Origin of the sequence: Streptomyces sp. 8L (assembly GCF_020176795.1) — a bacterium.
GTDB lineage: Bacteria > Actinomycetota > Actinomycetes > Streptomycetales > Streptomycetaceae > Streptomyces.
Genome location: NZ_JAIUKE010000168.1, coordinates 1 through 25,247, shown reverse-complemented (window position 1 = coordinate 25,247; position 25,247 = coordinate 1). Strand labels below are relative to the sequence as shown.

Below are 25,247 nucleotides of genomic sequence, written 5' to 3'. Positions count from 1 at the left end.
GGGTGGCGGGGGCTGGAGCCGTGGCGGTCGCCGTGGCGGCGGGCCCACTCCCGTGGTCGCTTCCGGGACCGGCCGTGGAAGCGGCTCCGAAGCCGGTGCCGGGTTGGGTCCCGCTTCCGGCTCCGGCGCCGGGTCCGGCTCCGGGTCCGGGCTCACGTCCGGCTCCGGGTCCGGGTCCGGCTCCGGGTCCTCGTTCGGTCCCGCGTTCGGTTCCGTGTTCGGCTCCGGATTCCGAGGCCTGTTCCGCGCCCCGACCTGTGCCCCGTTCCGTGCCCTGATCGGCCTCGGGCCGGCCTGCGGGTTCTGCGCCCTGTCCGGCCCCGGGTTCGGCCACGGGTTCGGGCGCGGGCCCTGCTGGGGGCTCTGAGCCCCGTCCGGCCCCGGCGTCGTGCGCGGATGGGGCGAGTGCGGGACGGGGCGCGGGCGCCGGACCGGGCGTTGACGCGGATGCGGACGCCTCCGTGGGCACGCTTCCGGCCACGGGCGCGCTTGCCGGTCCCGTTGCTGGCACTGGCAATGGCGCCGGCACTGGCGTCGGTACGTACGTCCGCGCGCCCGCCAGCAGCGGTCGCCAGGCGGACGGCCCCGACGCCACCGTCGCGCCCCCGGAGCCCTCTGTTTCGCGGGCTTCCCCGGCGGAGCCGTGCGGGCCCCGGCCGCGGTCTCCGCCTGCGCCTCCGTGCCCCCGCCCGTCGCTCTGGGCGCCCTCGGCCGCCGTGGCGCCCGTGGCGCCTGCGGTGCCCGTGAACGGCACCGCGCCCTCGCGCGGTCCGGACGCGTTCGGTGCCGTGGCCGGCCCCGTCTGTCCCGCCGGCTGGGGCCCTGTCGGCTCCGTCCCGGTGTGCTTCGTCCCGGCGGCGAGTGCCGTCATCGCTGTCATCGGTGCGTCACCTCCGGCCACGAAGCTAGTTTTCGCACTTCCTGCCGAACAACGAGAGACGACCGTCTTCACACGTAAGAGTGGCGGTGGTCCGATTTGCCGGGGGTTCTGGGGGTGCCTGTGCTGGTCGTAAAAGAGCCGTTTAAGGTAAGGCAGACCTTACTTTGAACGCCCTTCCAGGAGCACAGATGTCCCTACGTCGTCACGGCGCCCTCACCGCGGTCGCGCTGGCTGCCGCCCTGTCCCTCGCCGCGTGCGGGTCCTCCGACGGCGGCGGGTCGGGCAAGAGCGACGGCGGTTCGGCCAAGAAGGCCGACGTCGCGACCGGCGGCAAGGACTTCTCGAAGGCCGGTGAGCAGACGGCGTCGTTCGGGACGACGGCCAAGCCCGGCCGGTTCCCGCGCACGATCACCATGGCGGAGGGCAGAACCACCATCCCCAAGCGGCCGGAACGGGTCGTGGTGCTGGACGTCGGCGAGTTCGACAATGTCGTCTCGCTGGGCGTCAAGCCGGTCGGCTGGGCGCCGACGCAGCAGGGCGAGGGCATGCCCAGCTACCTGAAGAAGGACGCGGGCCACCCGCAGCAGGTCGGCACGATCAGCAACCTCAACCTGGAGGCGATCGCGAACCTCCACCCCGACCTGATCCTCGGCAGCGATCTGCGTGCCGCGGACAAGTACAAGGAGCTTTCGAAGATCGCTCCTACGGTGTTCTCCGTACGGCCCGGCTACACGTGGAAGTCCAACTACCTCCTGAACGCGGCGGCGCTGGACAAGACGGCCGAGGCGAAGGCCGCGCTCGCCACGTACGACAAGAAGGTCGCCGAGCTGAAGAAGGAGCTCGGCCCGGACAAGCCGACCGTCTCCATGGTCCGGTACATGCCCGGGCGGCTGCGGCTGTACGGCGAGGACTCGTTCATCGGCACGATCCTCAAGGACGTCGGCCTACCGCGGCCGAAGAACCAGCAGGAGCAGGAGCTCGCGACCGAGATCAGCCCGGAGAAGATCGACTCGGCCGACGCGGACTGGATCTTCACCGGCGTCTACGGCGACCCGTCGAAGACGGACGAGGCCGCGGCGACCAGGAACCCGCTGTGGAAGAACCTGCCGGCCGTCAAGGACGGGCACGCGAAGACGGTCAAGGACGAGACCTGGTACCTCGGGCTCGGCGTCACGGCGGCGTACTCCGTCCTCGACGACCTCCACACCTACCTGGTGAAGTGACGGCCGCCTGGTGAAGTGACCGCCGCGCCCACCCGCTGAGAACCCGACCGCCGCCCGGCCCGCGGTGATCGGGCCCCAAGAGGGCCTCGGGCGTACCTCTCGGGCCCCCGACGGGCCGGGCCATGCCGTGCCCGCCGGGTCGGAGGGCGAGGGGCCCCAGAGGTACGCCGCCACCGCCCCGTACGCGGGGCACCTCGCGCCAGGTAGCCTTTCGGGCGTGCCCCGTCTGTCCGAAGTCCTCGCCGAGCTGGATGCTCTCTGGCCACCCGACCGCGCCGAGCAGTGGGACGCCGTCGGCACGGTGTGCGGCGACCCCGGTGCGGCGGTCGAGCGTGTGCTGTTCGCCGTGGACCCGGTCCAGGACGTCGTGGACGAGGCCGTCGCGCTCGGGGCCCAGCTCCTCGTCACCCACCACCCGCTCTATCTGCGCGGCACCACCACGGTCGCAGCCGACACCTTCAAGGGCCGGGTCGTCCACACCCTGATCAGGCAGGGCATCGCCCTGCACGTCGCGCACACGAACGCGGACACCGCCGACCCGGGCGTCTCGGACGCCCTCGCGGGCGCGCTCGGCCTGCGCGTCGTGGCGCCGCTGGTGCCGGACCCGTCCGACCCGGCGGGCCGCCGCGGCCTCGGCCGCGTCTGCGCACTGGACGCGCCCACCTCGCTGCGTAACTTCGCCGCGCGCGCCGCGCACCGCCTGCCCGCCACCGCGCAGGGCATCCGCCTCGCGGGCGACCCGGAGGCACAGGTCCGTACGGTCGCGGTCAGCGGCGGATCGGGCGACAGCCTGTTCGCCGAGGTGCGCGCGGCGGGCGTGGACGCCTTCCTCACCGCCGATCTGCGCCACCATCCGGCCTCCGAGGCCGCACAGCACTCCCCGCTGGGTCTGGTCGACGCCGCGCACTGGGCCACCGAGTGGCCCTGGTGCGAGCAGGCCGCCTCCCAGCTGGACGAGATCTCCGACCGCCACGGCTGGGACCTGCGGGTCCACGTCTCCACGACGGTCACCGACCCCTGGTCGTCGCACTTCGCGTCGACGCCGCGCCCCGTGCCGTCGACGCCCGCCCTCTCTACGAACCCACCGGGAGCCCCCAACTGAACGCCGCGCCAGCCGACCAGCTCCGACTCCTCGACCTCCAGGCACTCGACGTGCGGCTGTCGCAGCTCGACCACCGCCGCTCCTCCCTGCCCGAGCACGCCGAGCTCGAAGCGCTCGCCAAGGACACCACCCAGCTGCGCGACCTGCTGGTGGCCGCGCAGACCGAGGAGAGCGACACCGCCCGCGAGCAGACCAAGGCCGAGCAGGACGTCGACCAGGTGCGCCAGCGCGCCGGCCGCGACCAGCAGCGGCTGGACTCCGGCGCGGTGACCTCCCCGAAGGACCTGGAGAACCTCCAGCGCGAGATTGCCTCGCTCGCCAGGCGCCAGGGCGACCTGGAGGACGTCGTCCTCGACGTGATGGAGCGCCGCGAGTCCGCTCAGGAGCGGGTCGCCGAGCTCACCGACCGGCTCTCCGCCGTGCAGGCCACGGCCGAGGAGGCCGCCGCCCGCAGGGACGCCGCCACCGAGGGCATCGACGCCGAGATCGCGGGGCTCACCAAGGACCGCGAGGCGATCGCCGCCTCCGTGCCCGCCGACCTGCTCAAGCTGTACGAGAAGCTGCGCACGCAGCAGGACGGCGTGGGCGCGGCCCGCCTCTACCAGCGCCGCTGCGAGGGTTGCCAGTTGGAGCTGAACATCACCGAGCTGAACGAGGTCCGCGCCGCCCCGGCCGACACCGTGGTGCGGTGCGAGAACTGCCGCCGCATCCTCGTCCGCACGTCGGAGTCCGGCCTCTAGAGTCCGTCCGCCGGGCGGCGTCCGGCAGTCGGCGTCCGGCGTCCCGTAGGCAGTGTCCGCCAGGCGGCGTCCGGCAGGTGGTGTCCGGGCGGACAGCGTCCAACGGGCCCTGTTCGACAAGTTGAGGGAAGCGGCGGTGATGGTGCCGGTGGCCAGGTACGACGTGGAGGCCGACGGAGGCTCGCGGGGCAACCCCGGTCCCGCCGGCTACGGCGCCGCCGTCCTCGACCGCGCGAGCGGCGAGACGCTGGTCGAGACGGCCGAGTACCTGGGCGTCGCGACGAACAACGTGGCCGAGTACCGCGGCCTGGTCGCGGGACTGCGTGCCGCGCACACCCTCGACCCGGCCGCGGACATCCGCGTACGGATGGACTCCAGGCTCGTCGTCGAGCAGATGTCGGGCCGCTGGGCGATCAGGCACCCCGAGCTGCGCGCGCTCGCCGACGAGGCGGCCGGGATCTTCCCGCGCGAGCGGGTGACGTACGAGTGGGTCCCGCGCGAACGCAACCGCCACGCCGACCGGTTGGCGAACGAGGCGATGGACGCGGGCGCGCGCGGCGAGCGCTGGGACCCGTCCGCGTCAACGGCCGCCCTGGACACGGACATCGCCGCCTCCGCTCCCGCTCCCGCTTCCGAGCCCGCCGTCGGCTGGGGTTCGGCGCCCGACCTGGGGGCGCCCGCCACGTTCGTCCTGCTGCGGCACGGCGAGACCGCCCTCACCCCGCAGAAGCGGTTCTCGGGCACCGGCGGCGGCGACCCCGAACTCTCCGCCGCGGGACGGCGCCAGGCGAGCGCGGCGGCCACCGCGTTCGCCGCGCGCGGCACCATTCAGGAGATCGTCTGCTCGCCGCTGCGCCGCTGCCGGGAGACCGCGGCCGCCGTCGGCGACCGACTCGGCATCCCGGTCGCCGTCGAGGACGGCCTGCGCGAGACGGACTTCGGGGCCTGGGAGGGCCTCACGTTCGCCGAGGTGCGGGAGCGGTATCCGGACGACCTCGCCGCCTGGCTCGCCTCCCCCGAGGCCGCGCCCACCGGCGGCGGCGAGAGCTTCGTGACGGTCGCGGAGCGCGTCGAGGCCGCGCGACGCCGCCTGGTGGAGCGGTACGCGGGCCGCACGGTGCTCGTCGTGACGCATGTGACGCCGATCAAGACGCTCGTACGCCTCGCACTCGGCGCGCCGCCCGAGGCGATGTTCCGGATGGAACTCTCGGCCGCCGCGACCTCCGTCGTGGCGTACTACGCGGACGGCAACGCCTCCGTCCGGCTGTTCAACGACACCTCGTACCTGGAGAACTGACGGCGCGTCGCCACCGCGCGCCGGTACGCGCGGTGCCGGTACGCGCCGTGCAGGCACGCGCGGTGCCGCGACGGGTCAGGCCCTGCGGGTGTCCTGGAGGGTGGACGCCTCGCGGGCGAGCGCCTCGACCCGGTCCCAGTCGCCCGCGTCCACGGCGTCCTGCGGCACCATCCACGTACCGCCGACACAGCTGACGTTGGGCAGCGCGAGGTAGCGCGCCGCGGATTCGGCGGTGATGCCGCCGGTGGGGCAGAACCGCGCGCGGGGCAGCGGCCCCGACAGCGACCTCAGGTAAGGGATGCCGCCGGCGGCCTCGGCGGGGAAGAACTTCATTTCGGTGATCCCGCGCTCCAGCAGCGCCACGACCTCGGAGGTCGTCGACACCCCCGGCAGGTACGGGACGCCCGACGCCTCCATGGCGGCCAGCAGCGTGCCCGTCCAGCCGGGGCTCACGAGGAAGCGCGCGCCCGCCGCGACGGACTCGGTCACCGCCTCGGGCGTGAGGACCGTGCCCGTACCGATGACGGCGTCGGGCACCTCGGCGGCGATCGCCCGGACGGAGTCGAGCGCGGCCGGGGTGCGGAGCGTCATCTCGATCGCGGGCAGCCCGCCCGCCACGAGCGCGCGGGCGAGCGGCACGGCGCCCGCGGCGTCCTTGAGTACGACGACGGGGATCACGGGCGCGAGGTCGAGCACGGAGGTCATGCGCATATCCTGCCGCGCCCCGGGCACATCACGCAACGGGCGTTGCGCAGAGTGCAACGTACCAGCTGGAGGCGGAAGAGCAGGCTGGTCAGTGGACCTCGGTCACCACCACGTCGATGCGCCAGGCCCTGCCCGCCCGCGCGGGTTCCTCCGCCTCGACCGTGTGGCCCAGCTCCCGCAGGGCCTCGACGAGCGCCGCCGGGGACTTCGGGGCCGCGCCCGAGGTCAGCAGGTCACGGACGAGGCGCCCCTTGGTCGCCTTGTTGAAGTGGCTGACGACGGACCGCTTCTCCACGCCCGTGGCCTCGTCCACCCGCGCGTGCAGCACGCGCACGGACGCCGTACGGTCCGCGAGTTCGCCCTTGGGCTGCCACGCCGTGGCGTACGCCGAGGACCGCAGGTCGAGCACCAGCCCGCCGCCCGCGGCGGCCACGGCCTCCGGCAGCGCCGCCGCCATCGGGGCGCGCCAGTACGCGCCGAGCGCGCCGAGACCCGGCAGCCTCACCCCCATCGAGCAGCGGTACGGCGGGATACGGTCGCCGATCCGTACCGCGCCCCAGAGCCCGGAGAAGATCAGCAGGGACGCGGAGGCGCGGCGCCTGGCCGCCGGGTCCAGCGTGGCGAGGCCGAGCGCGTCGTAGAGCACGCCCGTATAGACCTCCCCGGCGGGGCGGGTGCCCGCCGTGCGCAGCGCCGCGTTCTTCGCGACCTCGCCGCGCAGGCCCTCGCTGAGGCCGAGCACCTCGCGTGCCTTCTCCTCGTCGGCCGCGCACAGCTCCACCAGTTCGTCCAGCACGGCGGCGCGCGCGGGCGCGAGCGCCGGCAGGGAGAGCGCCTCGGGCTTGAGCGGCGCACCCCGTCCGGGCGCGGCCTTTCCTTCGGACGGGGGCAAGAGCACGAGCACGGCGGTGACTCCTCGGGGGATCGGGCGGGTCGGGACGACGCTGCGCGGGCGCGCGCCCGTGGGCCGCGCCCGCCCGCCAGCGTAGGCGAACGCGGCCGGGCACCCGGGGCCGCCGGTTCACGCGTCGGCTTCCGAGGGCCCTGAGGCGTCCGGCCCCCTCTCCCCGGCCCGGTCACGGCCATCGGCGGCCCCTCGGGAAAGGCCGGGGCGAGCCTTCGCGATCAGGGGCTGGACCTTCCCGATCAGAGGCGAGCCTTCGCGATCGGGGGCTGGACCTTCCCGATCAGTGGCGGACCCTCCCGGTCAGCCGGCTAGGACGGGCCATGTGTGGTGGACCGGGAGGTCAGGACGCCGATCTTGTCGATGCGATGCTGCGGATTGTCCTTGGCGTCACGCCAGAAATTCCCCACGGCGTTGTCCTCGGGCGTCGCGCAGGTGGAGACCGTGATCATCGCCTTCGTCGGTTTCTCGCCGGGGTGGCCGGGCACCGGGGCCCGCTGCTCGGTCAGCGAGTGCGCGGAGCGGAAGTCGGTCTTCCTGGTTCCGGTGATCGTGTACGTGTATGTCGTACGACCCGCGGTGATCATTACCTTGGCGCCCGTTTTGATCGAGGGAACCTCGCGGAACGGGCCGTCGGCCGAGAGCCGGTGCCCGGTGACCAGGTAATTGCCGATGTCACCAGGACCCGCGCCGCCGTGCGGGCCGTGCGGACTCGCCGCGATACCGCGGTCCTGTATCCGGGTGCCGGGCCAGTCGTCGGTGGTCCCCTCGTACGGCACGATACGGAGCCCCTTGATGCCGATGGACGGGATGGTCAGCGACGCGGTGACGGCCCTGGTGTGCACCGCGGGCGACGCCGGCGAGTGCGGCGCGGCGGCCGACAGGCCCGGCGGGGGAGCGTGCGGGGCGCCCGCGGCGGCCGTGGCGGAAACTGCGAGCAGCGCTGCGGCGAACACACCCGTGAGGGGGGTCGCGAGTGTCCGGGAGCGGATCATGGCATCCCTCCGAAGGCATGAGGCGCACATGTCCTGCCATCGTGTGGGATGGGCGCCAAAACGACAACATGTGTTCGAAAGCCGCGAAAGCCGCGAAGGCCGCAGGCGTGGTCACGGCTGCTTCTCCCTCGCGTCGCCCCGGCCGCGGCGCGTTGGGAGAGCCGGCACGCGGCACGGAACCCCCTGCTCCCCGGCCCGGACGGGGCAGGTGTCGGGCCGGGCGCGGCGCGGGGGCGGGTACCATGTCCCCTACGGCAGACGAGCCGGCCGGACGGTCGCGTCAAGATCACTGATCTTGCCGAGGAACGTCCGGGCTCCACAGGGCAGGGTGGTGGGTAACGCCCACCCGGGGTGACCCGCGGGACAGTGCCACAGAGAACAGACCGCCGGGGGGCTCGGCCCCCGGTAAGGGTGAAACGGTGGTGTAAGAGACCACCAGCGCCCGAGGTGACTCGGGCGGCTCGGTAAACCCCACCCGGAGCAAGGTCAAAAGGGACCCCGGATGCGGGTCCTGCGCGGACGTTCGAGGGCTGCCCGCCCGAGTCCGCGGGTAGACCGCACGAGGCCGGCGGCAACGCCGGTCCTAGATGGATGGCCGTCTCTCCGGCCGCCGCGAGGCGACCGGACGACAGAACCCGGCGTACAGGCCGACTCGTCTGCCGCCAAGATCGTGAGAGGCTCCTGATCTGCTTCCGTGCAGATCAGGAGCCCTTTCTGTGTCGACGACGGCGTCCGATTCATCTGTGTTCCGCTGCCTGTTCCGGCCTGTCTCCGGGTGCCGCGTGGCGATTGCGTGGCGGTGATCATGGCCCTGGGCCGGCCTTGTGCGAGGTGGCCGGGCACCACCCCTCCGAGGAGCAGGCGGTCCCTTCGCCGTGATGGCGGCGCGAGAGTTACTGCGCCGAACCGGGAATGCTACCGCGTGTTCAGGCATGGCAATAGCGTTGCCCTCACGCTCCGTGTCCTGCTTCCGGCCTGCCTGGTGAACGGAATTCAATCTCCGTACAGCTGCTCCGATTCCACCGAAGCGGCCATCAGTACATGACCGACATTTTTACGTGCGATTCACACTGACTTTGTGTCACCGGAGAGGGTCGGCAACGGAATTCACCTTATTGGCAGGCGATCCTGGAATGCGTGAAGTCGGGAAAGTGGAGAGGTCCCCTTTTCCAGGAGGGTAAGGCGGTCGGGTGTTCCGTGTCAGGTCGTGGACGAGCTTGCGGGGAAGGGGTTTGGCCGCGCGGTGCCCTGGGCGGTTCGAGCGCCGCATGAGCATCGGGGAGTGCTGCCTGCCCGGTCGACGGAAATGGGTGTGACTGCCCGACGAGCCGGGCAGTTCCGAGGGTGTGCAGGTGGCTGCCGACAATGCATTCTCCGTCGGCAGAGAATCGGAGGGCTGTCGCCCTGTTCCGCGCGCCGCAGGGGAATGGTGATTTCCGGGCCGCTTGCACCGCCGAATGAGTGACAGGGGTCATGCGCTGCCGAGACGGCGTGAGCTTCCCGTGAGAGGCTTTCCTGCGGCGGATGGGAACCGGAAAAGTACCTCTTTCAATCTCTGGCTGCAACTCGCTGATTCGCGTTGTTGTTGCGTGATCGTGGTCACCGGAAGAACCGAGGCGGATCAATGGCAGGAACCAAGGCAAGGGAGCGGCCTGCGCGTTGGGACACGCGCCGCAGCGCCAAGAAGGAGCGGATGGCCGCGGCCGGCCGTCACGTGACCGGTAAGGTCATCGACCCGGCCTCGCTACGGCAGGTGCTGGAGTCGGTGATCCGCTCCGGGGACAGGGTGGCGCTGGAGGGCGACAACCAGAAGCAGGCCGACTTCCTGTCCCGCACTCTGGCCGAGTGCGATCCCGGCACGCTGCACAACCTGCACCTGCTGATCGGGTCGGTCTCGCGCAGCGAGCATCTGGATCTGTTCGAGAAGGGCATCGCCGACAAGCTGGACCTGGCGTACGCCGGGCCGCAGAGCAACCGCATCGCCCAGCTGGTGAGCGACGGCACCGTCAAGATCGGCGCGATCCACACGTACGTCGAGCTCTACGCCCGCTACCTGGTGGACCTGCGCCCGGACGTGGCGCTGCTGTGTGCGGAGAGCGCCGACCGTCACGGCAACCTGTATCTGGGCCCCAATACCGAGGACACGCCGACGATCGCCGAGGCTGCGGCGTTCCACGACAGTGTGGTCCTCGTGCAGGCCAACAGCATCGTCGACACCGAGGACCTGCCTCGCGTCGACGTCCCCGGAGACTGGGTCGACCTGGTCGTGGAGGCAGACCGGCCGTTCTTCCTTGAGCCGCTGTTCACCCGCGACCCGGCCGGCATCAACGAGATCCAGATTCTGCAGGCCATGATGGCCCTGCGCGGGATCTACGAGCGGCACGAAGTCCGGTCTCTGAACCACGGGGTCGGGTTCAGCACCGCGGCAATCGAATTGATCCTGCCCACCTATGGTGAGCGACTGGGGCTGAAGGGCAAGATCTGCCGGCACTGGACGCTCAACCCGCACCCGACGCTGATTCCCGCCGTCGAGTCCGGGTGGGTGGAGAGTATCCACAGCTTCGGTGGCGAGTCGGGCATGAACAAGTACGTCGCCGCCCGCCCCGACGTGTTCTTCAACGGCTCCGACGGCTCGCTGCGTTCCAACCGTGTGCTGTGCCAGCTGGCGGGTCAGTACGCCATCGACATGTTCATCGGGTCCACACTGCAGATGGACAAGGACGGCAACTCCTCCACGGTGACCGAGGGGCGACTGTCCGGGTTCGGCGGTGCCCCGAACATGGGCCATGACCCGCACGGGCGGCGCCACGCGACTCCGGCCTGGCTGGACTTGCGGTACGGCAGCGGGGCGAACATGCGCGGCAGGAAGCTGGTCGTCCAGATCGTGGAGACCTACCAGTCCTCCGGCACACCGACGTTCGTGGAATCCCTGGATGCGATCGCGGTCGGCAAGCAGGCCGGTATGCCGCTGCCGCCGGTGATGATCTACGGCGACGACGTCAGCCACGTGGTGACGGAGGAAGGCATCGCCTACCTCTACAAGTCCACGTCGCCGGCCGAGCGCAGGCAGGCGCTGGCCGCGATCGCCGGAGTGACGGCACTGGGCCGCTCGGCCGACGCCAAGGCGTTGGAACGTCTGCGACGCGACGGCCTGGTGGCCTTGCCCGCCGACCTGAAGGTCGACGTCAAGCTGGCCGACCGCTCGCTCCTGGCGGCCCGTAGCATCGGCGACCTGGTGGCCTGGTGCGGCGGCCTTTACGAGCCGCCGGCGAAGTTCCGCGACTGGTGAGCGGGGCGAGGATGCCCGCTGAGGGGCAGATCGCGGGCGTCTGCCCGGAAACGGCGGGCGTCGGCATCCCGCCGGACACTGTGGTGCTCACGGCCGCCCCCGCCGTGAATGTGGCGAAGGCGCGCGGCCCCCTCGCGCTCCGCACAGCACCGGCGCGACTGGACGCAGGACAGGTCGGGGGCCTCGCCCGCTCGGCCCTGTGTGCGGAGGCCCGCCTCACACCCAAACCCGGTCTGGTCGACACGCGCAGCGGCGGCGCGCACGGCGATATGACCCTGGAGCTGTTGCTGGCCTCCGCCGACGCCCTCGCCGAACCGGTCGCCGACTGTTTCGGAGCGGGCCAGTCGCTTCCGGTGGGCGAGTCCCTGCGCGCGTGCCTGGGCCGGATCGGGCGCGCGGGCGAGGCACGGATGCTGCGGGCAACCGGGGGAGTCAACACTCATCGCGGCGCCCTGTGGGCCCTCGGACTGCTGGCGGCGGGCCTGGGCGCGACAGGCACGCTCCAAGGGGCCGGGGAGTTCGCCGCGGCGATCGCGGCCATCGCGGACCCGGACCCGGAAAGCAGCCGTCCCTCCCACGGCACCCGGGTGCGCCAGGGATACGGCGCTCCCGGGGCCCGCGGCGAAGCGCTGGCCGGGTTCCCCCACGTGCTGAAGGTCGCCCTGCCCGCGCTGCGGGCCGGGCGGGGCAGCGGCGCGAGCGAAGAGGCGGCGCGCCTTGACGCGCTCCTGGCCGTGATGGCGCGGATGGAGGACACCTGCCTGCTTCACCGCGGTGGCCCGCGCGGCCTGTCCGCGGTTCGCCGAATGGCCTCGGCCGTGCTGGAGGTCGGCGGATGCGGCACACCCTGCGGCCGGGAGCGGCTCGCAGCACTGGACGACTACTGCCTGGCCCACCGGCTCTCCGCCGGCGGCAGCGGCGACACCCTGGCCGCCGCCCTCTTCCTCGACGCCGCCGAGGCCGGTGTCGCCACCTCGCGCCTCTCCGCCGCCGAGGCCGGTGTCGCCACCGCCCACCTCTCCGCCTCCGAGGCCGGCCCCCGCCAGACAGATATGGAGTTGCCATGAAAACGCTGACCTACGAGTTCGACGCCACGACGCCCCCGGCCCGGCCCGCCCACGTGGGAGTCGTCGGCTCCGGCGACCTTGAGGTGCTGCTGGAACCCGGCACCCGGAACAAGGCGAGCGTTCGGGTGCGCACCAGCGTGCAGGGCTTCGACGAGATCTGGCAGACGACCTTGGAGCGGTTCTTCGCACGCAATCAGGTGTCCGGCAGCTGGGAACTGAACGACTCGGCAGCCACCCCGGCACTGGTGACGCTGCGTCTGCTGCAAGCAGCGCAGGCCAGCGGCGCGACCCCCGCCACCCAGGACGGAGAGCAGCCGTGACCACGACTCCCACCCAGGACGACGGATTGCTGGGGACCGCTCGGGCGTTGGGCGCCCCGGTGCAGGACGGCCGGATCGACTGGGAGAAGGTGCTGACCCGCTCCAGCTTCCTCGAACTGGACGCGCTGGGCCGGGCCAAGGCCCTCCTCGACGACGGTGAGGCCAAGGTCCTGTGCGGACCGTTCGACCGGCTGGAGTCCCCCTGGCTGGCCGACCAGGACATCACCCCTCAAGCCGACGACGGGCTGGTCGTGGCGCGCGGGGCCATCGGCGGGCACGCGGCCGTCGTCATCTCCATCGACCAGGCCTTCCAGGGCGGCGGGGCCGGCGAGGTCTCCGGCGCCAAATTCTCCCAGGCCCTGCGCCTGGCCGCCGACGAGTCGGAGAACGGCGATCCGGTGGCAGCGGTGTTGCTCCTGGAGACCGGCGGCGTGCGGTTGCAGGAAGCGAACCTGGGCCTGAACGCGGTGGCCGAGATCTGCTCGGAACTGCTGCGGTTGCGACCGCTGGCTCCCGTGATCGGCGTGACCGCGGGCAAGGTGGGCTGCTTCGGCGGCGTGGCCATCGCCATGGGCCTGTGCACCCGCGTCATCGTCACCCCCGAGGGCCGCATCGGCCTCAACGGTGCCTCCGTCATCGAACAGGAAGGCGGCCCGCAGGAGTTCGACTCCTCCGACCGCACCCTGATCTGGGCCATCGACGGTGGCGAGCAGCGCCGCCGCACCGGTCTGGCCGACACCTTGGTCACCGACGACGCCGTCGAACTGCGCCAAGCCGTCTCGGCCGCGATCGACGCAGGCGTCCTGCCCGAAGGCGAGCACCGCAGCCAGAAGACTGACGTGCTGCAGGCGCGCATCGACACCATCGACCCGGCCGACGCGCCCCAGCCGGCCCAGCTGCCCGGCATGTGGGGCGACACCTTCACCAACCCCTCCGCCCCCAAGGCCAACCGGCGCGGCGGCGCCGCCGAGCCCTTCCCCGGCGCCTCCAAGTCCAGCTCGCGACCCTCCCAGCGGGGCCGGAACTGGATCACCGGACTCGCCGGGCCCGGCCGCGTGAAGGAGATCATTCCTTCGGTGCTCCGCGCCGACACCACCGACACCACCTATCTGGCCGTGGTCCCGGACCCGAACAACCCCTTCTACCGGGCCCGCCAGGGCCAGGTCGGGCTCACCGAGTGCGCGGCGCTGGCCCAGACCCTGCGCCAGATCGCGGCCGAGGACGCCACCGCCGCCCAGCGCCGCACCATCGTCGCGATCGTGGACCTCCCCAGCCAGGCGTACGGCCGCAACGAGGAGATGTTCGGCCTGCACCAGGCCATCGCCTGCGCCGTCGACGCCGCCGATGCCGCCCGCATCGCCGGGCACCCCCTCGTCACCCTCGTGGTCGGCCAGGCACTGTCCGGCGGCTTCCTCACCCACGGTCTGCAGGCCTCACGGCTCCTGGCCCTGGACGACCCCGGAGTCCAGATCCAGGCCATGCACAAGCAGGCCGCCGCGCACATCACCCAGCGGACCGTCGCCGAACTCGACGAACTGGCCCTCAAAATCCCCCCGATGTCCTTCGACGTGAAGGTCTGGGCAACCCTGGGCTTCTGCAACGGCCTACTGAAGGTCGACAACGCCGAGGACCCCACCGACGCAGACGTCGAGACCGCCGCCACGGCCATCGCCACCCAGGCCCAAGAAGCCCGCAACGCCCCCACCGACCTCTCCGGCCGCCTGGACTCACCAGGGGCGCGGAAAATCCGCAAGGCATCGCGCGCCGTGCGCGAGACCATGACCGCGCAGTGGGGCGAGAACTGATCATGCCTTCTGCCCACGCCGACGTGGACTTCCAGCCCCACGACCTGCTGCGCATCACCGGCACCGCCGCCTTGCTCACGAGCAACCCCCTGCCCGGCTGGGCTCTGCAGGCCCTGGCCGGGCAGGCGTGGGCGGTGGTGCGACGCCGGCCGGCCCCCGTAGGACTGATCGCCGTCGGCGTGCGCGGGGGGCAGCGGCACGAGCGCCTCGCCGCCCTCGTGCCCGCTGCGGCGGTGACCACCCGGGTACGCCCCGAAGACCTCGCCACCGCAGACGGGGCCGGGGCGGGCCCGGTCGGAGCTCCGGCCGCGCCACGCACCCCGGCGCTGGCAGCCCTGCGCTCTCTCAGCGCATTCCTGACCGGACTGGAACTGCCCTGGGGCCCGGTCGGCGCCGTCGGCTTCGAACTGGCCACAGGCCGGCACGTCACGCATCTCCGCAGTGACCTGGACCTGATCATCCGCGTGCCGGCCGTGCCCGACGCGTCCTGGGCGGCCCGGGTGGACCACCACCTGGCCACCGACCGGGAAGTCAAGGTCGACTGCCTGGTGGAGACCCCCGAAGGAGCCATGGCTCTCACCGAGATCGCCTCCGGCACCGACCGAGCCGTACTTCGCACCGTCCACGGACCACGGCTGATCACGCTTAGCGCCACGGCCCACCCCGCCCGGCCGGCCGGCGGGGTGCACTCGTGACCTGCGCACTGCTGTTTCCCGGACAAGGTGCCCAGTACCCCGGCATGCTCAACCATCTCCCCGACACCGCGGCTGCCGCCACCACCCTGTCCGAGGCCCGCGCCACGCTGGCTGCCATCGAAGACCTGCCCGAGGCACTGGACACCGCCGAGGCCCTGGCAAGCACGACCAACGCGCAACTGGCTCTGCTCATCACCGGCGTCGCCAACGCCCGCGCCCTCGTGCAGGACCATCAGCTGCAGGCCACCACCGTGGCCGGACACTCCATCGGCGCCTTCGGCGCGGCCGTCGTCGCCGGCGTCCTGAGCCTGGCTGACGCGATCAAACTCGTCCACATCCGCGGACGCCAGATGGAAAAGGCCTGCGCCGACGGCAACTGGGGCATGGCCGCCCTGCGCGGACTCGGCAGGGCCGATGCACAACGCCTCCTCGACCAGGTGTCCACCCGAGCGGACCCACTGTGGATCGCCAACATCAACGCCCCCGACCAGCTCACCATCTCCGGCACCCGCACCGCCCTCGCCGCCCTGCGCACGCACGCGCCGGACGCCGGTGCCGGCGATCTGGTCGAACTCGACGTCACCGTCGCATCGCACTGCCCCCTGCAACGCCCGGCGGCCCAGGCCGTGGCGGCCTCCCTGGCCACCACCCGGCTGGGCGAGCAGAACCTCGCATACATGGCGAACACCAGCGGGCACCGCATCCTGCGCGACCCCGGCAGAGTCGCCGACGATCTGGCCCAAGCCGTGTCCGCGCCGGTGCGCTGGCTGGACGCGATGCGCCTGCTGCCCGAGCTCGGTGTGACCGTGACGGTGGAGACCCCGCCGGGCCACGTACTCACCCGACTCGCCCACCGGGCCGCCCCGGGCGCAACCGTCCTCCATCTGGCCGCTGCCGACCTGGGCCTCGAAGCCACCAGCATCCGCGCCGCACGCGCGCAAGCGCAGTAACACCCCCGCCACGAGAAAGCGGAAGGCTGACCATGGGCAAGACGGTAAAAATCGCTTCCGGGAAAGTCAGCGGCACAGAAACAGCCGACGGCATTTTCTCCTGGCTGGGAATTCCCTACGCAGCCCCGCCACTCGGAGAGCTGCGCTGGCACAGGCCCCAGCCGGCCCAGCCCTGGAGCGGCGTGCGCGAGTGCACCACATGGGGCGCTCCGGCCCTGCAACCGCTCCAGCCCCCGCCGGGAGCCGACCCGCTCGGCACCGAGCCCCCCGCGGACATGCCGCCTCCCGCCGAGAACTGCCTCTACGCCAACGTGACCGCCCCGGCCAACGCCAACGGCGCCCCCGTGCTGGTCTGGGTCCACCTCGGCGGCTACCAGACCGGCAGCGGCTGGGACAAAGCCCGGGACGGCTCGGTATTCGCCAAGGACTTCGGCGCCGTCGTCGTCCCCTTCAACTACCGCCTCGGCCCCATGGGCTTCCTCGCCGTGCCCGGCGAAGAGCACTCCGGCGCCTGCGGCCTGCACGACCAGATCGCCGCACTCGGATGGGTGCACGACAACATCGCCGCATTCGGCGGCGACCCCGGCAACGTCACCATCTACGGCATCTCCGCCGGAGCCAAATCCGTCGCCAACCTGATGGCCTCACCGATGACCCGCGGACTCTTTCACCGGGCCGTCTCCGGCAGCGGCGGCGGCGACCACGTCGCAACTGCCGCTCAGGCAACAGCAGTCGCCAACGAGTTCCTCCGGCTGCTCGGCACCACACCGGACAAGCTCCGCACCATCCCCGCCCCGGACCTGCTCGACGCGCAGAACGCCATCGGCCAAGGGCTGCGCGCCACCTGGATCTGGCGGCCCACCATCGACGGGCTCGCCCTGACCCGCACACCGGCGGGCGCCATCTCAGAAGGCGTGGCCGCCGGCATCCCCCTGCTGGCTCAGCACTGCGTCAACGAATGCGACCTCTACCAACTCGTCGTGCCGGACGCCGCCTCCCAGGCCGACAGGGTCCTGGAAGACCACTTCGGCGCGAAGGGCCGCGACGAGTTGCTCACGGCCTTCACCGACAACCAACGCGCGCACAGCGCTCTGAAGGCACGTGTCGACATCATGAGCGCCGAGCGCTACATCATCCCCACCGTGCGCCTGGCCGACGGCCAGAGCGCCCACGCCAAGGTCTGGCGCTCCCGCTTCGACGGCCCGCTGACCGGGCTGCCCGAATCAGTCGTACCCGGCGGAGCACTCGCCGCCGTGCACAGCACCGACGCGCACGGCGTGTTCCAGGGCGGCCAGGGCGTCGAAGCCCAGGTGCACGCCGCCTGGGGCGCCTTCGTCACCACCGGCGACCCCAATACCCCCGAACTGCCCGACTGGCCGACCTACACCACCCCGGACCGCGCCACGATGATCTTCCACAACGACGGGGCCCACGTGGAACAGGACCCACAAGCCGAGCTGCGCAAAGCATGGGAGGGCCGGGAGTGGACCTCGGGAACCTGGTGGGAGTTCGCAGGAGGCATCAAGTAGGTCCACAGCACGCGCCGGGCCGGGGGGCCCCCGCCCCGCGCCGGAGGCCCCCCTCCGGGCTCTGCCCGCGTCAGAGGCCCTTCCGGTCTTTCAGGGACCGGCAGGGACCGGCAGAGGCCGGCAGAGGACGGCAGAAGCCGGGCGGGCTGTGGCCCCGGCCCATGCGGCGGATCGAGCGGTACGGGGCTCTGGTGTCTGACCGCGGGATCGCGGGGTACTCCGGGAGATGGGCCGGGGCGGGCCGGTCCCGGCCGTGGGGGCCCGCGACGCCCCTGCCCGTCCGCCCGCGAGGAGAGCTGACATGGCCGAACCCGAGGACGCGCGCCGCTACCTGCCCTCGCGCGGCGGAATCCCCGCGCACCGCCGGGCGGCGGCGGACTGCCGGGGCTGTCTCCTGTACGAGGACGCGACGCAGACGGTGTTCGGTGCCGGCGACGCGTCGGCCCGGCTGATGCTCGTAGGAGAGGAGCCGGGCGACCAGGAGGACAGAGAGGGCGAGCCCTTCGTCGGACCCGCCGGGCGCCTGCTGCGACGCGCGGCCGACGAGGCGGATCTCGACATGGACCGCGCTTACGTCACCAACGCCGTCAAGCACTTCAAGTTCCGGCGGACGGGGCCGGGCAAACGCCGGATTCACAAGGCGCCGAGCCTCGGCGAGATGACTGCGTGCCGCCCCTGGCTCGAGGCGGAACTGCGCATCGTGGAACCGGAGGTGGTCGTCGCACTCGGTGCCACCGCCGCGAAGTCGCTCCTGGGGCACGGCTTCCGTGTCACGCGCCACCGCGGCGACGCGCTCACACTGCCGGAGCCCGTACCCGCGACCGTGGTGGCGACCCTTCATCCGTCGGCGGTGCTGCGTGCCGACGACCGTGAGGAGGCCTTCTCCGGGCTCGTCGCGGACCTGAAGGCGGCGGCGCGAGCCCTCCAGCAGGCCTGAGCGCCCCCGGGGCGCGGAGCCGGCGGGTGACCGTATGCCCGTCGCCGGGGGAGCCCCGTACGGCGGGCCCCCGTGCGGAGGGGCCTCTCGTCCCCGTACGGGGCAAGGTGCTGGGCCGAAGCGACCATGCGGCGTTTGACGGCCGCGCGATCGGTTACCCCCGTGCTGTCCGCCTGTCACCGGCAGGCCCCCACTCATCCGCGCTCGCACTCCGAGGGCACGGTTGAAGGAGAGCTTCGTGGCCGCTTCGTCCGACATTCCAGGCAGACCGGGGGCCGTGCCGCCTCCCTTCGACGAGCCGGTCGAGCCCAGGGAGCCGCTCGCCCCCTCGCCCGACCAGCGGGCCCCCGCGCCGGTCTCGCCGACCGGGGGAGAGGCGGGCCACCGGAGCCAGCAGGGGGCCTTCCTGACGACGGCCCAGGGGACGAGGCTTCCGGACTCGGACCATTCGCTCAAGGCGGGCGCGCGGGGCCCGGTGCTCCTGCGCGACCACCATCTGCGGGAGAAGATCACCCACTTCGACCACGAACGTATCCCCGAGCGCGTGGTACATGCGCGGGGCGCTGCGGCCCACGGTGTCTTCCGGGCCTACGGGACGGCTTCGTCCGTGACGAAGGCGGCGTTCCTGGCCGAGGGCGCCGAGACCCCGGTCTTCGTGCGGTTCTCCACCGTGCTGGGGTCGCGCGGTTCCGCCGACACCGTGCGGGACACCAGGGGCTTCGCCACGAAGTTCTACACCGGGGAGGGCACGTTCGACCTGGTGGGCAACAACATCCCGGTCTTCTTCATCCAGGACGCGATCAAGTTCCCCGACGTCATCCACGCGGGCAAGCCGCACCCGGACCGGGAGATCCCGCAGGCACAGAGCGCGCACGACACGTTCTGGGACTTCGTGTCGCTGCACACGGAGGCGACCTTCCACACGCTGTGGAACATGTCGGACCGGGGCATCCCGCGCTCGTACCGCATGATGGAGGGCTTCGGCATCCACACCTTCCGCCTCGAGGCCGCGGACGGTACGACGACCCTGGTCAAGTTCCACTGGAAGCCGAAGGCCGGCGTGCACTCGCTGACGTGGGAGGAGGCCCAGCTGATCAGCGGGGCCGACCCCGACTTCCACCGGCGCGACCTCGCCGACGCGATCGAGGCGGGCGCTTTCCCCGAGTGGGAGTTCGGCATCCAGACCTTCCCCGACACGCCCGACCAGACCTTCGAGGGCATCGATCTGCTGGACCCCACGAAGATCGTCCCCGAGGAACTCGCACCGGTGCGGCCGATCGGCCTCATGACGCTGAACGCGAACCCGGTCAACTACTTCGCCGAGACGGAACAGGTCGCCTTCCACCCCGGCCACCTCGTGCCCGGGATCGACGTGAGCGACGACCCGCTCCTCGCCGGCCGTCTCTTCTCCTACTTGGACACGCAGATCAGCAGGCTCGGCGGGCCGAACTTCGGGCAGATCCCCATCAACAGGCCGCACGCCGAGGTCAACGACATGCTGCGGGACGGCATGCACCAGACCGCCGTGCACGACGGAGTGGCACCGTACCGGCCCAACTCGCTCGACGCGGGCTGCCCGTTCCTCGCCGGGGCCGGGGACGGCGGATACGTCGAGGTCCCGCAGGAGCTCCCGACCTCCCGCAAGGTGCGCGAGGCGCCCGCGTCCTTCGACGACCACACCAGCCAGCCGCGCCTGTTCTGGCTGAGCCTGACACCCGTCGAGCGGGAACACGTCATCGGCGCGTACACCTTCGAGCTGTCGAAGTGCTACGAGAACACGGTGAAGGAGCGGGCGCTGCGGGTCCTGGCCCGTATCGACGGCGAACTGTGCGCGCAGGTCGCGGCGGGCCTCGGCCTGCCCGTGCCGCACCCGGACGAACCCCTCGGCGAGCCGCGGCCGAGCGCAGCGCTCTCCCAGATCGGCCGCGCATGGCCGGTCACCGGGCGCGTCATCGGGATCGTGACGGACGGATCGGAGAGCCGGCTGGACGCTGTCCGCGCCGTGCGCACCGCCGTACTGGACGGCGGAATGGTGCCGCTGATCGTCGCACCCACGGGCGGGACGCTCGGCGCGGGCGACGACGCGCTCACCGTCCAGCGGACCTTCGCCAACGCCCGCTCGGTCGAGTTCGACGCGCTGCTGCTCGCCGGCGCCCCGGCCCCCGGCGCGGACGCGTCGGGCGCGCGTGACGCCAAGGCCGGTGACGGGGGCGGCGCGGTCGACCCCCGGGTCGTACTGATGGTGAACGAGGCCTACCGCCACGCGAAGCCGATCGGAGGCTGGGCGGACGCCGGGACGGTCCTCGAAGCCGCGGGGTGCGCGGACGGTGCCGCGGGCATCGTGACGGCCGACTCACCGGGCGCCGCCTCCAGCGTGGTGGACGGGGTGACGCGGCTCCTCACGGAGCACCGGGTCTGGAGCCGGTTCGAGGACTAGGTTCGAGGGTCCTGTGGCGCCTCGGCCCGGGCCGTTCGTTGCGGCGGGCGGCGGCCCGGCGCGTGCGCCGCCCGCCAGGCGATGCGGGACGGGCTGGTCAGGGCGCTCCTCGCGCTCTGACAGCCGTATTCATCTCACGCACACGGGTACTCGGTACCCCCAGGACCGGGCGTCCAGGCGGCGCCACCCGTTGTGTGGAAGGAGCAGAGACGATGCCGGCAGGTTCGAACCGCAAGCGCGAGCGGCAGTACGAGCACATCAAGGAGGGGGCCGAGGAGCGCGGCACCTCCGAGCGCCGTGCGGAGGAGATCGCCTCCCGCACGGTGAACAAGGAGCGTGCCCGCACGGGCGAGGCCAGGTCGGCGAGCAGGACATCCACCCGCGACCCCAAATCGGCCTCCCAGCGCGGCGGCGAGCGCTCGCACAGGGGGCCGATCAGCCCCACCCGCGACCAGCTCTACGAGGAGGCGAGGAGGCGGAACATCGAGGGGCGCTCCTCGATGAACAAGGAGGAGTTGCGCAAGGCGGTCGGGCGCTGAACGCGTCCGGGGCGACCTGGCCCCGGGCGCGGTGGGCGTCCGCCGGCCACGCATGAGAGGAGCCCGCGGGCGGTCGTCCTGCTGTGTTCTCCCAACGTTCTCTCAACACCACCTCCGAACAATCCAGTTCACATCTGCTTGCCGAGCAGACGCCGGCGGGGAGAGTCCCGGCCGGGGCGGGCGCCCGCGACGGCGGAATCCGCGGACTCGGGCGACTCGTGCCCGGCCGGCGACGAATCTCCGGGCCGGGTCGCTACGTTGGCCTCAGGGGGACGGGCGTCGCGGGTTCACGTGTACGAGCCCGGGACGGATCGCGGGCTTCGGGAGGCGAATGCCGTGGGCCCGCGTCAACGCACTCGGTGATGATGGGCGTGACAGGGGGGATTTGCATGGTGTTGACCGAGAAGACCCAGGTGTTGATAGTGGGGGCGGGGCCCGCGGGCCTGGTGCTCGGGAACCTGCTGCGGGCCGCGGACATCGCCTGCGTGATCGTGGAGCGGCAGAGCCGCGCCCATGTGGAGCAGCGCGGCCGTGCGGGGTTCCTCGCGCCGGCCAGTGTCCGCGTCCTCGAAGAGAACGGGCTGGCCAAGGGGTTGCTCGCGGCGGGGCAGCGCCACGACACCTGCGCGTTCCGCGGCGAGCACGGGCAGTTCGAGCTGCATTACGGTGAGCGGGGGCAGCGGGAGGCCCTCACCGTGTATCCCCAGCAGCTGCTGGTGGCCGATCTGATAGCCGAGTTCCTCGACCGGGGCGGCGACATCCGGTTCGGCACCGTTGTCACCGGGATGCACGATCTCGACGGCGGGGCCCCGTCGGTCGACTGCCTGGGCCCCGACGGTGAGGCGTACCGCCTGTGCGGGGAGTACGCGGCCGGGTGCGACGGCCAACGCGGCGTCTCGGTGCGGCAGTTGCCGGCCGGGGCCGCCCAGAGGTTCCGGCGCTACCACGGCGTGACCTGGCTGGCGGTTCTGGCACAGGCGCCGCCGAGCATGGAGGCGGTGACCTACGCCGTCCACGACCGCGGATTCGCGGGGCACATGGCGCGCAGCACCACGGTCACCCGCTACTACCTCCAAGTACCGCGGGGGGAGGACCCCGAGGACTGGAGCGACGCGCGGATCTGGGACGAACTGGGGACCAGGATGCGCACGGGGGAGTACGGGGCGCTGCGCGAGGGGCCGGTCCTGGAACGCGGGACCGTGGACCTCGGTTCAGCCGTCAGCGTCCCCATGCAGTACGGGCGGCTGTTCCTGGCGGGCGACGCCGCCGGCCTGATCAGCCCCTCGGCCGCCAAGGGGGCCAACCTCGCCATCGTCACCGCGCGGACACTGGCCGCGGCCCTGACCGACGCGCTGACGGCGGACGATCAGCGCGGGCTCGTCGGGTACTCCGACGCCTGCCTGCCGCGCATGTGGCACGCGCAGGAGTTCTCGCACTGGATGATCAACCTCCTGCACGGCCCGGCGGGAGACGACGAGGACGCCGTCTTCCTGCGGCTGCTCCAGCGTGCGCGACTGATGAGCCTGCGGGATCTGCGCAGCCACCAGGACTACTTCGCCGAGAACTACGTCGGCGTCTGAACCACTCTGAACCTCTCTGACCACTCTGAGCCTCTCTGACCAGGAGGAACCATGACATCGCCGGTTCAGGAACCGCATCGGGAATCACATCAGGAACCGCATCAGGAACGGGGGCCGCAACGGGGATCACATCAGGAGCCGCATTCCGCGGACCACGCGAAACCGCTCTCCGCACCGCGTTCGGAGCTTTCCGCACCTCGTACGGAATCGTCTTCCGCACCTCGTACGGAATCGTCTTCCGCACCGCGTTCGGAACCGTTTTCCGCACTGCACCCTGCCGACCTGGTCGCGATCACCGACACACTCAAGCTCGTGTCCACGGGGGAGACCGCGAGCGTACTGGCGGGCGCCGCGCCCGGGTTGAGCGCCGAGGCCAGGACCGCCATGGGCGAGCACGTCCGGTTCGCGCACGCCGCGGTGCTGGTGTTCCCGCCGGACCCGGCGGCCCTGCGCGACACCCTGCGCGCGATGGGCCTGCCGGACGCCGCGACGACATCGAGCGTGGTGGTGCGGGAGCGGCTCAGCCGCAGGCACGGCTGCCACCTCGACGGCCACGAACTGGCGATTTTACGGGTGCCCGTGCCCGGGGCCGACGGGCAGACCCGCGAGATGGAGATCTTCTCCCTGCCCGTACCGCCGGGCTCCGGGCTGGAGTTCGTCGCGGACGCCGAACGCGCGCGGCCACGGGAGCCGCACCTGGCGCTCGAGGTGAAGGCGCCCGACCACGTGGTGCTGGCCGGACTCAGAGCGGCGCTGCTCGACGGCGGGGCCATGGCGTGCGACGGCGGCGGCTACAACCCGTACGAGGACAACTCGGTGCTGTACTTCAGTGCTTGGGACGGCTCGGACCGGCTGGAGCTGATCGCTCGCGGCCGGCACGACGCGGTGGTGGCGGCGCACCGGGCGGCGACGCGCGGGGTGGCGACGTCCGCGGGCGAACCGCCGGCCAACACGCTGCTGCGGCTGATGACGGGGGCGTGGGCCACGCAGGCGATCGCCGTGGCCGCGGAACTGGGCCTCGCCGACCGGCTGGCCGGTGCGCCGGTACCGGTGCCGGCGCTGGCCGCCTCGACCGGTACGGACCCGGTCGGCCTCGCCCGGCTGCTGCGGTACCTCGGCGGGCTGGGCGTGGTGACGCTCACCGGCGGGGTCGCGGCACTCACCGACGTGGGACAGCTGCTGCGAACCGACGTACCGCGGTCGCTGCACCCGCTGGCGGTGATCTACGGCGGTACGTTCTACGAGTCGTTCGGCAGTCTGGCCCACTCCGTACGCACCGGGCGCGAGGCGTTCACGGAGGTGTTCGGCGAGCACCACTTCGACTACTTCGCGGGCCGCCCCGAGTTCGACGGGCTCTTCGACCGGGCGATGGCCGCCAGTGTGTCCATGCTCGGCGGGGTCACCGACCTCGTCGACTTCTCCTCGGCCGACGTCGTGGTCGATGTGGCGGGAGGCAACGGGCAGTTGCTCGGCCTGGTCCTGGCCGCCGCGCCCCATCTGCGGGGCGTGCTGTTCGACCGGGCGCATGCCGTGGCGGCGGCCGGGGACACGCTCACGCGAGCCGGCGTCGCGGACCGGTGCGAACTGGTGCCCGGCGACTTCACCGTGTCGGTGCCCCGCGGCGGGGACGTGTATCTGCTGTCCCGGGTGCTGCACGACTGGGACGACGAGCGCTGCGCGACGATCCTGCGCAACTGCGCCGAGGCGATGCCCGCCAACGCCGAACTGCTGGTCCTGGAACGGCTGCTCCCCGAGGACGACTCCCCGTCGCTGGCGCTTGCCTGGGACGTCCACATGCTGTGCAACGTGGGCGGGCGGGAGAGGACCGCGTCCCACTACCGCTCACTGCTGGCCGACGCCGGGTTCGAGTGCGTCGAGCAGCACGAACTGCCGCTGGAGATGGCGGTGCTCCGGGCGGGGGGGGCGGGCGGGGAGGCGGCCGGAACTTCGCGCGGTCGGCGGGGTGGGGGGGGCGCTCTCCGGGCGGGCCCGGCTGCCGTGCGGAGCGGGCGGGCAGTGCCGTCCGGCACGGCAGTCGTGAGGCGACCGCGAAGCGACGGTGGGGCGCCCGATCCGGCGGTCGCCAGGGCGCGACACCGGGACGGCCGCGAGGGCGCGACACCCGGACGGCACTGAAACGGAGGACCCTCCGGTAGTGCTAGTGTCGAGTGAGGGGGGGGGGGCGCCGGTTGGCCGGCGCGGCGCCCCCGAAGGGCAACCGCGCCGGGGGCGTTTGCCAGCGCCCCCCAGCCC

General features: G+C 72.2%; 19 protein-coding genes and 1 other RNA gene. 17 read left to right on the top strand and 3 right to left on the bottom strand.

The genetic code is table 11. The annotated features are described in order from the left end of the window. Positions 1 to 1,068 precede the first annotated feature (1,068 nt). The 4 genes from LCE31_RS15840 to LCE31_RS15825 all read left to right on the top strand — a co-directional run bounded on the left by LCE31_RS15840 (position 1,069) and on the right by LCE31_RS15825 (position 5,242). The gene (locus LCE31_RS15840) at positions 1,069 to 2,103 is read left to right on the top strand and encodes an ABC transporter substrate-binding protein (protein ID WP_225014904.1); all 1,035 of its coding nucleotides are present in this window, start codon (positions 1,069 to 1,071) and stop codon (positions 2,101 to 2,103) included. A 217-nt stretch (positions 2,104 to 2,320) separates the two neighbouring features. Continuing rightward, complete coding sequence (locus tag LCE31_RS15835) at positions 2,321 to 3,205, top strand: Nif3-like dinuclear metal center hexameric protein (RefSeq protein ID WP_225014903.1); 885 nt, start codon at positions 2,321 to 2,323, stop codon at positions 3,203 to 3,205. Further along, positions 3,202 to 3,945 (top strand): zinc ribbon domain-containing protein, encoded by a 744-nt coding sequence (locus LCE31_RS15830; protein WP_225014906.1) that lies wholly within the window; start codon positions 3,202 to 3,204, stop codon positions 3,943 to 3,945. Before LCE31_RS15835 ends, LCE31_RS15830 begins: the two co-directional genes overlap by 4 nt. 139 nt (positions 3,946 to 4,084) lie before the next feature. After that, the gene (locus tag LCE31_RS15825; RefSeq protein WP_225014905.1) at positions 4,085 to 5,242 is read left to right on the top strand and encodes a bifunctional RNase H/acid phosphatase; all 1,158 of its coding nucleotides are present in this window, start codon (positions 4,085 to 4,087) and stop codon (positions 5,240 to 5,242) included. A 75-nt stretch (positions 5,243 to 5,317) separates the two neighbouring features. On the opposite strand, the gene eda is transcribed toward LCE31_RS15825, so the two are convergent. The 3 genes from eda to LCE31_RS15810 all read right to left on the bottom strand — a co-directional run bounded on the left by eda (position 5,318) and on the right by LCE31_RS15810 (position 7,846). Then, the gene (gene eda / locus LCE31_RS15820) at positions 5,318 to 5,947 is read right to left on the bottom strand and encodes a bifunctional 4-hydroxy-2-oxoglutarate aldolase/2-dehydro-3-deoxy-phosphogluconate aldolase (protein ID WP_225014902.1); all 630 of its coding nucleotides are present in this window, start codon (positions 5,945 to 5,947) and stop codon (positions 5,318 to 5,320) included. An 88-nt stretch (positions 5,948 to 6,035) separates the two neighbouring features. Beyond that, positions 6,036 to 6,851, bottom strand: a complete 816-nt coding sequence (gene yaaA / locus LCE31_RS15815) for a peroxide stress protein YaaA (protein WP_225014901.1) — start codon at positions 6,849 to 6,851, stop codon at positions 6,036 to 6,038. Positions 6,852 to 7,162: 311 nt separating this feature from the next. Beyond that, positions 7,163 to 7,846, bottom strand: coding sequence for a sortase domain-containing protein (locus LCE31_RS15810; RefSeq protein WP_225014900.1), 684 nt, complete (start codon positions 7,844 to 7,846; stop codon positions 7,163 to 7,165). Positions 7,847 to 8,105: 259 nt separating this feature from the next. On the opposite strand from LCE31_RS15810, the gene rnpB reads away from it, so the two are divergent. The 13 genes from rnpB (at position 8,106) to LCE31_RS15745 (ending at position 25,130) form a co-directional block, all read left to right on the top strand. Then, positions 8,106 to 8,505: RNase P RNA component class A (gene rnpB / locus LCE31_RS15805), an RNA gene on the top strand. Between the two features lie 965 nt (positions 8,506 to 9,470). Next, positions 9,471 to 11,135, top strand: coding sequence for a malonate decarboxylase subunit alpha (gene mdcA, locus LCE31_RS15800; protein ID WP_225014899.1), 1,665 nt, complete (start codon positions 9,471 to 9,473; stop codon positions 11,133 to 11,135). Positions 11,136 to 11,146: 11 nt separating this feature from the next. Continuing rightward, positions 11,147 to 12,202: a triphosphoribosyl-dephospho-CoA synthase gene (locus LCE31_RS15795; RefSeq protein ID WP_225014898.1), complete on the top strand. Its 1,056-nt coding sequence runs from the start codon at positions 11,147 to 11,149 to the stop codon at positions 12,200 to 12,202. Beyond that, on the top strand, positions 12,199 to 12,522 hold the full coding sequence (mdcC, locus tag LCE31_RS15790; protein ID WP_225014897.1) for a malonate decarboxylase acyl carrier protein: 324 nt from the start codon (positions 12,199 to 12,201) through the stop codon (positions 12,520 to 12,522). The genes LCE31_RS15795 and mdcC overlap by 4 nt, the downstream gene beginning before the upstream one ends. Beyond that, entirely contained in the window at positions 12,519 to 14,327 is a 1,809-nt protein-coding gene (mdcD, locus tag LCE31_RS15785) for a biotin-independent malonate decarboxylase subunit beta (protein ID WP_225014896.1), read from the top strand. Before mdcC ends, mdcD begins: the two co-directional genes overlap by 4 nt. 2 nt (positions 14,328 to 14,329) lie before the next feature. Then, positions 14,330 to 15,022 carry a malonate decarboxylase holo-ACP synthase gene (locus LCE31_RS15780; protein ID WP_225014895.1) on the top strand — a complete coding sequence of 231 codons (693 nt, stop codon included), beginning with the start codon at positions 14,330 to 14,332 and terminating at the stop codon, positions 15,020 to 15,022. After that, positions 15,019 to 15,972 carry an ACP S-malonyltransferase gene (locus LCE31_RS15775; RefSeq protein WP_225014894.1) on the top strand — a complete coding sequence of 318 codons (954 nt, stop codon included), beginning with the start codon at positions 15,019 to 15,021 and terminating at the stop codon, positions 15,970 to 15,972. The genes LCE31_RS15780 and LCE31_RS15775 overlap by 4 nt, the downstream gene beginning before the upstream one ends. Before the next feature lie 32 nt (positions 15,973 to 16,004). Further along, positions 16,005 to 17,501 (top strand): carboxylesterase/lipase family protein, encoded by a 1,497-nt coding sequence (locus tag LCE31_RS15770; RefSeq protein WP_225014893.1) that lies wholly within the window; start codon positions 16,005 to 16,007, stop codon positions 17,499 to 17,501. A 301-nt stretch (positions 17,502 to 17,802) separates the two neighbouring features. Then, positions 17,803 to 18,438 carry a UdgX family uracil-DNA binding protein gene (locus tag LCE31_RS15765; protein WP_225014892.1) on the top strand — a complete coding sequence of 212 codons (636 nt, stop codon included), beginning with the start codon at positions 17,803 to 17,805 and terminating at the stop codon, positions 18,436 to 18,438. A gap of 238 nt (positions 18,439 to 18,676) precedes the next feature. Beyond that, positions 18,677 to 20,875, top strand: coding sequence for a catalase (locus LCE31_RS15760; protein WP_225014891.1), 2,199 nt, complete (start codon positions 18,677 to 18,679; stop codon positions 20,873 to 20,875). Between the two features lie 212 nt (positions 20,876 to 21,087). Then, on the top strand, positions 21,088 to 21,414 hold the full coding sequence (locus LCE31_RS15755) for a plasmid stabilization protein (protein ID WP_225014890.1): 327 nt from the start codon (positions 21,088 to 21,090) through the stop codon (positions 21,412 to 21,414). A gap of 389 nt (positions 21,415 to 21,803) precedes the next feature. Beyond that, entirely contained in the window at positions 21,804 to 22,994 is a 1,191-nt protein-coding gene (locus LCE31_RS15750) for a 4-hydroxybenzoate 3-monooxygenase (protein ID WP_225014889.1), read from the top strand. Positions 22,995 to 23,306: 312 nt separating this feature from the next. Continuing rightward, a complete protein-coding gene (locus tag LCE31_RS15745) occupies positions 23,307 to 25,130 on the top strand; it encodes an acetylserotonin O-methyltransferase (RefSeq protein ID WP_225014888.1) in 1,824 nt (607 codons plus the stop codon). Positions 25,131 to 25,247: the final 117 nt, after the last annotated feature.

Bases quoted from the DNA above. Each gene is read 5' to 3' on its own strand.
- LCE31_RS15825 (WP_225014905.1), top strand. From the start codon at position 4,085: ATGGTGCCGGTGGCCAGGTACGACGTGGAGGCCGACGGAGGCTCGCGG.
- LCE31_RS15755 (WP_225014890.1), top strand. From the start codon at position 21,088: ATGCCGGCAGGTTCGAACCGCAAGCGCGAGCGGCAGTACGAGCACATC.
- LCE31_RS15770 (WP_225014893.1), top strand. From the start codon at position 16,005: ATGGGCAAGACGGTAAAAATCGCTTCCGGGAAAGTCAGCGGCACAGAA.
- LCE31_RS15810 (WP_225014900.1), bottom strand. From the start codon at position 7,846: ATGATCCGCTCCCGGACACTCGCGACCCCCCTCACGGGTGTGTTCGCC.
- mdcC (WP_225014897.1), top strand. From the start codon at position 12,199: ATGAAAACGCTGACCTACGAGTTCGACGCCACGACGCCCCCGGCCCGG.
- eda (WP_225014902.1), bottom strand. From the start codon at position 5,947: ATGACCTCCGTGCTCGACCTCGCGCCCGTGATCCCCGTCGTCGTACTC.
- LCE31_RS15765 (WP_225014892.1), top strand. From the start codon at position 17,803: ATGGCCGAACCCGAGGACGCGCGCCGCTACCTGCCCTCGCGCGGCGGA.
- mdcA (WP_225014899.1), top strand. From the start codon at position 9,471: ATGGCAGGAACCAAGGCAAGGGAGCGGCCTGCGCGTTGGGACACGCGC.
- LCE31_RS15795 (WP_225014898.1), top strand. From the start codon at position 11,147: ATGCCCGCTGAGGGGCAGATCGCGGGCGTCTGCCCGGAAACGGCGGGC.
- LCE31_RS15840 (WP_225014904.1), top strand. From the start codon at position 1,069: ATGTCCCTACGTCGTCACGGCGCCCTCACCGCGGTCGCGCTGGCTGCC.
- LCE31_RS15750 (WP_225014889.1), top strand. From the start codon at position 21,804: ATGGTGTTGACCGAGAAGACCCAGGTGTTGATAGTGGGGGCGGGGCCC.
- LCE31_RS15780 (WP_225014895.1), top strand. From the start codon at position 14,330: ATGCCTTCTGCCCACGCCGACGTGGACTTCCAGCCCCACGACCTGCTG.